Genomic DNA, 9,390 nt, shown 5'->3' on the forward strand with positions numbered 1-9,390 from the left:
CCGCGGGCCATCCCCCCCCAACGGCGGCGGCCCTTCCGGCTGTGGGGGGGGCGGGGCTCCCCCCCCGGGCGGTTCGGGGGGTGGGGGAGGACGTGGGGGGGGGGCTGGGGGTCCCCCCCCCGGGGCGGGCGGGGGGGGGGGGCGCCCCCGGGGGGTGAAAAAGGGGACCGTGCCCCCCCCCCGCCCCCCCCCCCCCCCCGCCCCGCCCCACCGGCTCCCCCGCCCCCGTCCGCCGCCGCACAGACGACCCCGGCCGCGGAGCAGGCGACCCCGGCCGCGGCGCAGGCTCAGGCCGCTCCGGCGACGGCGCCGGCTCCGGGCGCTCCGGAGGATCTCCGGGCACGGTCGGCCCCGACAGCTCCGGTCGCCCCGACAGTTCCGGTCGCACCACCGCTTCCGGGCGAGCCAGCAGCTCCGGCCCCGCCGCCGGTTCCGGCCGTGCCGGCGGTTCCGGCCCCGCCGCCGGTTCGGGTCGCACCACCGCTTCCGGGCGGGCCGGCAGTTCCGGCCGTGCCGGCGATTCCGGTCGCACCACCGCTTCCGGGCGGGCCAGCAGCTCCAGCCGTGCCGGCGATTCCGGCCGCGCCAGCAGCTCCAGCAGGGCCGACGGCTCCGGCCGTGCGGGCGGTTCCGGCCCCGCCGCCGGTTCGGGTCGCACCGCCGGTTCGGGTCGCACCACCGGTTCCTGGCGGGCCAGCAGCTCCGGCCGTGCCGCCGGTTCCGGTCGCGCCAGCAGCTCCAGCAGGGCCGACGGCTCCGGAAAGTCCCGCCGGCCCCGCCCGGCAGACCGGACCGCTCCGGGCAGCCGGGCCGACCGCGCCGGAAACTCCCGCACCGGCGGCGCCCAGGCCGTCGGTGGCGTAGGCGGCGCCCAAGCCGCCGGTGGCGTAGGCGGCACCCAAGCCGCCGGTGGCGTAGGCGGCACCGGCCCTGCCCCCACGGGAACCACGGCCGACCGGCACGCCGAGCTGAAGGCCGACTGCGCCAAATGCTTCGCGCTCTGCTGCGTCGCCCTCCCCTTCGCCCGGTCCGCCGACTTCGCCGTGGACAAGGCGGCCGGCACCCCCTGCACCAACCTCCAGCAGGACTTCCGCTGCGGCATCCACCGCGACCTGCGCGCCTCCGGCTTCCCCGGCTGCACCGTCTTCGACTGCTTCGGCGCCGGCCAGCAGGTCTCCCAGGTCACCTTCGGCGGCCGCGACTGGCGCGCCCACCCGGACACCCGGCAGCAGATGTTCGAGGTGTTCCCCGTCCAGCGCCAGCTCCACGAGCTGCTCTTTTACGTCACCGAGGCCCTCACCCTGACCGCCGCCCGCCCCGTCCACGCCGGGCTGCGCCGGGCCCTGGCCGAGACCGAGGAGCTCGTCGCCGCCGACGCCGCGACGCTGGCCGCCGCCGATGTGGGCACCCTGCGCCAAGGCATCAACACCCTGCTGCTGAAGACCAGCGAACTGGTCCGGGCCGCCGTCCCCGGCAAGAAGCGCAACCACCGCGGCGCCGACCTGATGGGTGCCCGGCTGACCGGCGCCGACCTGCGCGGGGCCACCCTGCGCGGGGCGTACCTGATCGCCGCCGACCTGCGCCGCGCGGACCTGCGCACCGCCGACCTGATCGGCGCCGATTTCCGCGACGCCGACCTGGCCGGGGCCGACCTCACCGGAGCCCTCTTCCTCACCCAGGCCCAGCTGAACGCGGCCCGCGGCGACGCCACCACCCGCATCCCCGCAACCCTGACCCGCCCGGCCCACTGGACGGCCTGAGGCCGCCCTCATATCCGCTCCAGGAACTCCCGTACCGCCCCGGCGAACCCCTCGGGGTCCTCCGCGTGCACCACGTGCCCCGTCGGCAGCTCCACCAGCCGCACCCCGGCGCGCCGGGCCACCATCTCCCGGGCGTGCTCGGCCGACAGCACGTCGCTGCGCTCCCCGCGCACGACCAGCGTGGGCTGCCGTACGGCCAGCCAGTCCGCCCAGTGGTCCCCGTTCATCTGCTGCTGCGAGACCACCATGTCCTCCGGCACGAACGCCGTCCCCCAGCCGTCCTCGTACTCCCGCAGCGAGTCCCCCAGGTACGCCGCCGCGCGCCCCAGCCCGGCCACCAGCTCCTCGCGGCTGCCCGCCCGCCGCGGCCACTCCAGCGCGAACGACAGGTCGGACGCCACCACCGCCCCGATGTCCTCGACCACCAGCGCCCGCACCAGGTCCGGTCGGCGCGCGGCCAGCTGGTAGGCGTTGGTCCCGCCCAGCGAGTGCCCGAGCACGACCGCCGGCCCCGTACCCAGCTGGTCCAGCAGGGCGGCGGCGTCGGCGACGTACCCCTCGCGCCCGTACTCCTCGGCCGCGTCGGACGCCCCGTGCCCGCGCTGGTCCAGCGTGATCAGCCGCCAGCGCGGCCCCAGATCGCGGGCCAGCCGGTCCCAGGTCCGCCCGTTGTGGAAGTGGCCGTGCAGCGCGAGCAGCGGCTCCCCCTCGCCGCCGTGATCGGTGTACGACAGCCGGCGCCCGGCCACCTCGATCGTGCCCGGCAGCGGCCCGAGCTTCTCGATCACCCGCCGGCGCAGCAGCTGGTACTCGTCCCAGCGCCGACGCAGCCGCCCCGGCGGCCGCTTGACTATCCGTCCGGGCGTGACGACCTCGCCCCGGCGGAACTGCTCCCGCGTCAGATCGACCAGCAGGCCGCCCGGGAGCAGGTTCCCCCAGTGGTAGCCCTCCTGCCGGCCCTCGTGGAAGACGTCGCTGAGCACCAGGTCGCCGCCGACGAGGTCCTGCACCACCAGCGCGGTGATGTCGCACTGCCCCCACGCCGGGTTCTCCGGGGTCCAGGGGATGCGCGAGGTGTCGGTCGGCTCGCACGTCTCGGCGGACCAGCCGGCCCGGATCGCGGCCTCAAGGTCCGCCAGGGTCCACGGTGTTGTCGTCGAAGGCATCGTCATGGGACCAGGCTGTCAGCCACCACTGACAATGCCCCGCCCGTCACCGACGGACCCGTCCCGACCAGGCCTTTCTCCGACCGAGCCGACCCCACCCCCGGCGCACGCCGCACACCCGTGCGCCACCCGCGCACCCGTACGCCGCCCGCCGGCCGCGTACCGCCCTTCCATACGCCCCTCTTACGCCGAGAGGGCAGTCATTGCCCGGCGTCGTACCGCGTGATACACAGAGTGACCATACGTTCTTCCGCATACTCCCCAGGTCAGAGGGCGCACCAGGGGTCCGTGCCGGGACATCGGGCAAAGAGAGCCGCCAAGTCGACGCCCGACGGCGGTTTCATCAGCGAAGATAGTGCGTGACCCCTGCCATCGGGCACGGGCTACCGGAACTACCCGTACAGGGGCGGTGAGTTACATGATCCTGGCAGCCGAAAAGGGCGACATCACCACCATCATCGGCGGAATCGCCCCCAACTGGGGGCCGTTCGGCAGTCTCGGCAACGAAGCGAAGGTCATGATCGAGGTCATCATGGCCGTCGCGATCCTCCTGTGCCTCGGCATCGCCATCTGGGGCGCGGCCAAGCAGCGCATCGGCGCGACGGCACTGCGCGACACGTTCAGCGCCGAGCAGGGCAAGGGCCTGATCGTGGCGGGCCTGACGGGCGTCTTCATCATCGGCTCCCTCGGCACCCTCTTCACGATCGTCTACGGGATGGCCGTCTAGCCGTGCCGGCCGCCGCCACCACCTGATGACGAATCACCAGACCGCGTCCACGCGGGAACCAGCGCTACCGTCGTACGACGCGGAGGGGGCGGAGACGCAATGAGCCACGACGACAGCTACGGCGGCGGGAGCGGGGCCGGCGGCCACGGCGACGTCGGCGGCACGGGCCAGACCCGTACCCGGCTCCCGGAGTCCCCCTCCGACCCGTACGGCGGCCCGCGCCGCCCCGCACGGTCCTCGCGCGGCCTGGTCACCGTGGTGGGCGTGGTGGTCCTCCTGATCGCAGCGATCGCGTTCGCGAACCAGGACCAGGACTCCCCGGACACCCCCACGGGCGGCGACAAGCAGCCGACGGCGGCCGCGACGGCGGCTACGGGGGTGCGGCCGGTGGAGGGGAAGAACGGGGAGATCCCCAAGGGATTCGCGCACGATGAGCAGGGGGCGCAGTCGGCCGCCGCGAATTATGCGGTGGCGCTGGGGTCCGACGGGATGTTCCGGAGTAACAGCCGGCACGCCCTTGTCGACGGGATCTACACCCGGGAAGCGGCTGCCCGCCTGAAGGGCCCGCAGGACCAGGCGTACTCCGCGGCCTTCCTGAGCAGACTCGGCCTCGATGCGAACGGCAACGCGCCGCAGGGCAGCACCTTCGTCACCCGTGCCGTACCGCTGGGTACCCGCGTCGACGGCTACACACCGACGAACGCCAAGGTCTCGGTCTGGTACATGGCACTGATCGGCATGTCCGGCCCTCAGTCCACCGACCCTGTCCGCACCACGTGGAAGACATGGACGTTCGAGCTCACGTGGGCCGGTGACGACTGGAAGGTCACCAACGATATCCAGCAGGACGGCCCCGCACCCGTCCCCGGCGACGTCCGGGCGTCGACATCCGACGACATCAGCAAGGCCATCAAGGAGTTCGGAGGGTTCACGTATGCCCGGTAGCCCCCGGACGAGGCTCGGCGTCATCGCCGCCGTCCACGTCGCCTTCGTCGCCCTGGCCGGCCGTGCCTACGCAGCGCCGACGCCCACCCCCACTCCTTCCGGCACCCCCGCAGCCACGCCCACGCCCACGCCCTCGGCGAGCAACAACCCCTGTGACCTGCTCATCGGGCCGTCCAAGCAGTACTGCGAGCGTGGTGAACCAGCACCCGGCACCACCCCCGGCGGAGCCGGCCTCGCCCCCAGCAACCCCGCCGACGCCCTGGACCCCCTGTCCTCCCTGGCAAGAGGCTGCGCCGACGCCGCCGCCTGGATCATCACCAAGCTCAGCGAGGCCGTGAAGAACACCGCCGCGGTCGACTTCACCAACGCCACCTTCCTCCAGCAGTACGCCGTGGTCTTCGCCGCCTCCACCGTCCTCACGCTGGTGCTTTGGCTGCTCGCCGTCGCCAAGCGCGCCATCCGCGGCGTCCCGCTCAGCACCGCCGTCTCCGAGGCCATCGGCTTCCTCTGGCTGACCGTGCTGGCCTCCGCCTTCACCCCGCTCATCCTCTACACCGTCGTCTCCGCCACCGACGGCGTCACCCAGGTCATCGCCTCCGCCACCGGCGGCCAGACCGACGTGTTCTTCGGCTCCTTCTCCGAGGCCCTCAAGAAGGGCCAGGACATCGGCGGCGGCCCCGTCATGCTGATCGTCGTCGCCCTCGTGACCGTGCTCGCCGCCGGCGTCCTGTGGCTGGAGCTGGTCATCCGGGCCGCCCTGCTCTACGTCGGCGCCCTCCTCGGCACCGTGGTCTACGCCGGCCTCGTCGACCGCAACATGTGGGGCCACGTACGCCGCTGGGCCGGCATCATGATCGCCGTCATCCTGGTGAAGCCGATCATCGTCATCGTCCTCGGCCTGGCCGGCGCCCTGGCCGGCGAGAAGGGCCCGAACGCCTTCTCCGCCGTCGTCTCCGGCCTCGCCATCATCCTGCTCGCGATCTTCGCCTCCGCGATGATCTACCGCTTCGTGCCCGGCTTCGGCGACGAGATCGCCGCCGCCCGCAGCAACCGCAAGCAGGCCACCGACGGAGCCCAGGCCGCAGCCGTCATCAGCTCGCCCGCCACCCTCGTCTCCCAGGGCATCAAGACCCACAGCAGCCGCGGCGGCTCCCACCGCGCCGGCGGCGGGGACGGCGCGGCCGGCGGCAACCAGATCTCCGGAGGCATGGCCGCCCACAGCAGCCGCTCCGGTGGCGGAGCCGGCGGCGGAACTGTCCCCTCCGCCGCACCCGCGCCCCGTACGAGCCCGAGCACGAGCACGAGGAACACAGGAGGTGACGGGCGTTGACGGCCCAGTCCCACCAGATCCACCCGATCGCGCCCCGCCGCACGTACCTGATCGGCCGCGCCCGGCCGAACGCCGTCGTCGGCAAGAACCGCGAGACGGGCGAGATCGCGCTGATCATCGCCGGGGCCTTCCTCGGCATGATGAGCGGACTGCTCGTCCCCGGCCTCACCCTGCGCATCGTCGGCCTCGCCGGCTTCCCGTTCCTCGCGCTCGCCGCGGTCTACGTCCCGTACAAGGGCCGCACCTTCTACAAGTGGTTCGAGATCAACCGCAGCTTCAAGCGGACCGTGCGCCGCGGCGCCACCTACCGCTCCGGGGCCATGGAGGCCGGCACCCGCGCCGCCGACGGCCGCGAGGTCGAGGTCGGCCCGCCGCCCGGCATCGGCCGCATCAGCTGGCTCTCCGCGCCCTTCGGCCCCGACGAGATCGCCGTACTGCTGCACGCCGACCGCAGGACCGTCACTGCGGCCATCGAGATCGAGGGCCCCGGCGTGGGCCTGCGCGACAGCGAGGACCAGGAGGCCCTCGTCGACCGGTTCGGCACCCTCCTCAAGCACGTCGCCAACGGCGACGGCTTCGTCACCCGGCTCCAGATGCTCGCCCGCACCCTGCCCGCCGACCCCGACGCCCACGCCAAGGACGTCGCCCAGCGCGGCGACGCGGGCGCCCCCGGCTGGCTGCGCGACTCCTACGACCAGCTCCAGTCGATGGTCTCCACCTCCTCGGAGCAGCACCGCGCCTACCTCGTGGCCTGCATGCACTACACCCGCGAACTCGCCGCCGAGGCCCACACCATCGCCCGCGCCGCCACCCCCCAGCGGGGCCGCCGCCTCGACAAGGACGCCGGCCTCGCCATCGTCATGGCCCGCGAGCTGACCGACATCTGCGCGCGCCTGGCCGAGGCCGACATCCGCGTCCGCCAGCCGCTGGGCCAGGGCCGCCTCGCCTCCCTCGTGCACTCCATGTACGACCCGGACCACCCCATCGACCACATCCAGGCCATGACCAAGCGCAACGCCTGGCCCGCCGAGCTCGACGCGATGGAGCCCACCTACCTCCAGGCCAAGACCCGCGAGTCCTCCACCCGCGCGCCCTGGTGCCACGCCACCGCCTGGATCAAGGAATGGCCGATGACGCCCGTCGGGGTGAACTTCCTCGCGCCCCTCCTCGTCCACACCCCCGACGTGATCCGTACGGTCGCCGTCACCATGGACCTGGAGCCCACCGAGATCGCCATCGAGCGGATGCTGACGGAGAAGACCAACGACGAGGCGGACGCCAGCCGCGCCGCCAAGATGAACCGCACCGTCGACCCCCGCGACATCGCCGCTCACGGCCGGCTCGACCAGAGGGGTGAAGATCTCGCCAGCGGTGCGGCAGGGGTCAACCTGGTCGGGTACATCACGGTGTCGTCCCGCTCCCCGGAGTCCCTCGCCCGCGACAAGCGCACCATCCGCGCCTCGGCCGGCAAGTCGTACCTGAAGCTGGAGTGGTGCGACCGCGAGCACCACCGCGCCTTCGTCAACACCTTGCCGTTCGCCACCGGCATCCGACGCTAGCTGGAGGGCAGACCGCCATGCGAGATCCGCTGTCCGTGGTGACGGACGCCTTCACCAGCTTCCTCTTCGGCAAGGTCGAGACGACCCGGCTGCCCGTCCGCACCTCCACCGGCCAGGCTCAGGCCGTCTACCTGCCCACGGCCGCACCCGGCCTCGGCGACTCCGGTGTGATCATCGGACGCGAGGTCTACAGCGGCAAGGGCTACATCTACGACCCCTTCCAGCTCTACGGCCAGCAGCTCCCCGCCCCCCACTGGCTGGTCCTCGGCGAGTCCGGCAACGGCAAGTCCGCGCTGGAGAAGACGTACGTCCTACGCCAGCTGCGCTTCCGCGACCGCCAGGTCGTCGTCCTCGACGCCCAGGGCGAGGACGGCGTCGGCGAGTGGAACCTGATCGCGGAGGCGCTCGGGATAACCCCCATCCGCCTGGACCCGATCGCCGCGAACGACGGCGGCATCCGCCTCAACCCCCTCGACCCGGCCATCACCACCACCGGGCAGCTCGCGCTGCTGCGCACCATCATCGAAGTCGCCATGGGCCACGGCCTCGACGAACGCGCCGGATTCGCCCTCAAGGTCGCCCACGCCTACGTCACGGAGACGATCACCGACCGCCAGCCGGTCCTGACCGACATCGTGGAACAACTGCGCCACCCGGAGGCGGAGTCGGCGGAGTCGATGAACGTCGACATAGACGACGTACGGGCCTGGGGCCTGGACGTGGCCCTCGTCCTCGACCGCCTCGTCGACGGCGACCTGCGCGGCATGTTCGACGGGCCGACCACCGTCGGCATCGACCTCGACGCCCCACTGATCGTCTTCGACCTCTCCCACATCGACCGCAACTCCATCGCCATGCCGATCCTCATGGCGATCGTCGGGGTGTGGCTGGAGCACACCTGGATCAGGCCCGACCGGAAGAAGCGCATCTTCCTGGTCGAGGAGGCCTGGCACATCATCAACAGCCCCTTCGTGGCCCAGCTGTTCCAGCGGCTGCTGAAGTTCGGCCGGCGCCTCGGCCTGTCCTTCGTCGCCGTCGTCCACCACCTCTCCGACGTCGTGGACGGCGCGGCGGCCCGGGAGGCCGCGGCCATCCTGAAGATGGCCTCCACCCGGACCATCTACGCCCAGAAGGCGGACGAGTCCCGCGCCACCGGACAGGTCCTCGGCCTGCCCCGCTGGGCCGTGGAGATCATCCCGACCCTGACCCCCGGCATCGCGGTCTGGGACGTCAACGGCAACGTCCAAGTGGTCAAACACCTGATCACCGAGGCGGAACGCCCACTGGTCTACACGGACCGGGCGATGACCGAGTCCTCCGCCCCGCCGCCGGACCGGCTCCCCGAGGACCTGCTCGCCGCCGAACTGGAGGCGGAGGAACGCGCGCTACGCATCGAACGGCGCCGGGGCGGCGGAGCGACGGTGGCCTGACATGCACGGACAGCGCCCCGTACCGCCGGCCCGGCCGGTCCCGCCCGGCCAGGACGTGCCGCGCGGCATCCCGGACGGCCTCCTGGTCGGCCTGCTGGCCTTCCTGCTGGGCCTGGCGGTCCTCGTCTGGACGGCTACCGGCCTGGCGGCCTGGCTCGCCCGGGGCGCCTGGCCCGACACGGTCACCTTCGGCCGGACCCCGCAGGCCGTGCGCGCGCTGATAACGCAGCCGCACGACGTGGCCGGGGCATGGCCGGACACGGACCCGGCGGCCCTGTCGGGGTGGGGGCTCTTCTGGGGCCTGTTCGTCAGCCAGCTGCTCGTACTGTTCGTGTTCACGGTCTTCGCCATGGGCGTGATCGCCCGCACGAAGTCCCGCCGCGCCCGCGCCCGCCTGACGCCGGCGCAGGCCGCGCCGACCGCGGCCCGCCACTTCACGGGTGCGGTCGGCTTCTCGACACCGCGGTCCCGGG

Annotated in this window: 7 protein-coding genes and 1 pseudogene; 7 read left to right on the forward strand and 1 reads right to left on the reverse strand. The window is 73.0% G+C overall.

What is annotated here, in order from left to right; translation table 11 throughout:
• Positions 1–968 precede the first annotated feature (968 nt).
• A complete protein-coding gene (locus GPJ59_RS28485; protein WP_219670581.1) occupies positions 969–1,760 on the forward strand; it encodes a pentapeptide repeat-containing protein in 792 nt (263 codons plus the stop codon).
• Positions 1,761–1,768: 8 nt separating this feature from the next.
• On the opposite strand, the gene GPJ59_RS28490 is transcribed toward GPJ59_RS28485, so the two are convergent.
• Entirely contained in the window at positions 1,769–2,932 is a 1,164-nt protein-coding gene (locus GPJ59_RS28490; protein ID WP_308120534.1) for an alpha/beta fold hydrolase, read from the reverse strand.
• Between the two features lie 412 nt (positions 2,933–3,344).
• Here GPJ59_RS28490 and GPJ59_RS28495 point away from each other — a divergent pair, with 412 nt between their 5' ends.
• The 6 genes and pseudogenes from GPJ59_RS28495 to GPJ59_RS28520 form a co-directional block, all read left to right on the forward strand.
• Positions 3,345–3,653: a hypothetical protein gene (locus GPJ59_RS28495; protein ID WP_042818271.1), complete on the forward strand. Its 309-nt coding sequence runs from the start codon at positions 3,345–3,347 to the stop codon at positions 3,651–3,653.
• A gap of 99 nt (positions 3,654–3,752) precedes the next feature.
• Positions 3,753–4,598 (forward strand): hypothetical protein, encoded by an 846-nt coding sequence (locus tag GPJ59_RS28500; protein WP_219670576.1) that lies wholly within the window; start codon positions 3,753–3,755, stop codon positions 4,596–4,598.
• Complete coding sequence (locus GPJ59_RS28505) at positions 4,588–5,928, forward strand: hypothetical protein (protein ID WP_219670577.1); 1,341 nt, start codon at positions 4,588–4,590, stop codon at positions 5,926–5,928. The genes GPJ59_RS28500 and GPJ59_RS28505 overlap by 11 nt, the downstream gene beginning before the upstream one ends.
• Entirely contained in the window at positions 5,925–7,487 is a 1,563-nt protein-coding gene (locus tag GPJ59_RS28510; RefSeq protein ID WP_219670578.1) for an SCO6880 family protein, read from the forward strand. The genes GPJ59_RS28505 and GPJ59_RS28510 overlap by 4 nt, the downstream gene beginning before the upstream one ends.
• 17 nt (positions 7,488–7,504) lie before the next feature.
• Positions 7,505–8,917 carry an ATP-binding protein gene (locus GPJ59_RS28515; protein WP_219670579.1) on the forward strand — a complete coding sequence of 471 codons (1,413 nt, stop codon included), beginning with the start codon at positions 7,505–7,507 and terminating at the stop codon, positions 8,915–8,917.
• Between the two features lies 1 nt (position 8,918).
• Positions 8,919–9,390, forward strand: a pseudogene (locus GPJ59_RS28520) (hypothetical protein); the annotation flags it as partial.

Source organism: Streptomyces bambusae (assembly GCF_019400985.1).
Taxonomy (GTDB): domain Bacteria; phylum Actinomycetota; class Actinomycetes; order Streptomycetales; family Streptomycetaceae; genus Streptomyces; species Streptomyces bambusae_A.

What these genes read in the sequence shown, in the direction of transcription:
- GPJ59_RS28490 (WP_308120534.1), bottom strand. Translation starts at nt 2,932, where the DNA reads ATGACGATGCCTTCGACGACAACACCGTGGACCCTGGCGGACCTTGAG.
- GPJ59_RS28515 (WP_219670579.1), top strand. Translation starts at nt 7,505, where the DNA reads ATGCGAGATCCGCTGTCCGTGGTGACGGACGCCTTCACCAGCTTCCTC.
- GPJ59_RS28495 (WP_042818271.1), top strand. Translation starts at nt 3,345, where the DNA reads ATGATCCTGGCAGCCGAAAAGGGCGACATCACCACCATCATCGGCGGA.
- GPJ59_RS28505 (WP_219670577.1), top strand. Translation starts at nt 4,588, where the DNA reads ATGCCCGGTAGCCCCCGGACGAGGCTCGGCGTCATCGCCGCCGTCCAC.
- GPJ59_RS28500 (WP_219670576.1), top strand. Translation starts at nt 3,753, where the DNA reads ATGAGCCACGACGACAGCTACGGCGGCGGGAGCGGGGCCGGCGGCCAC.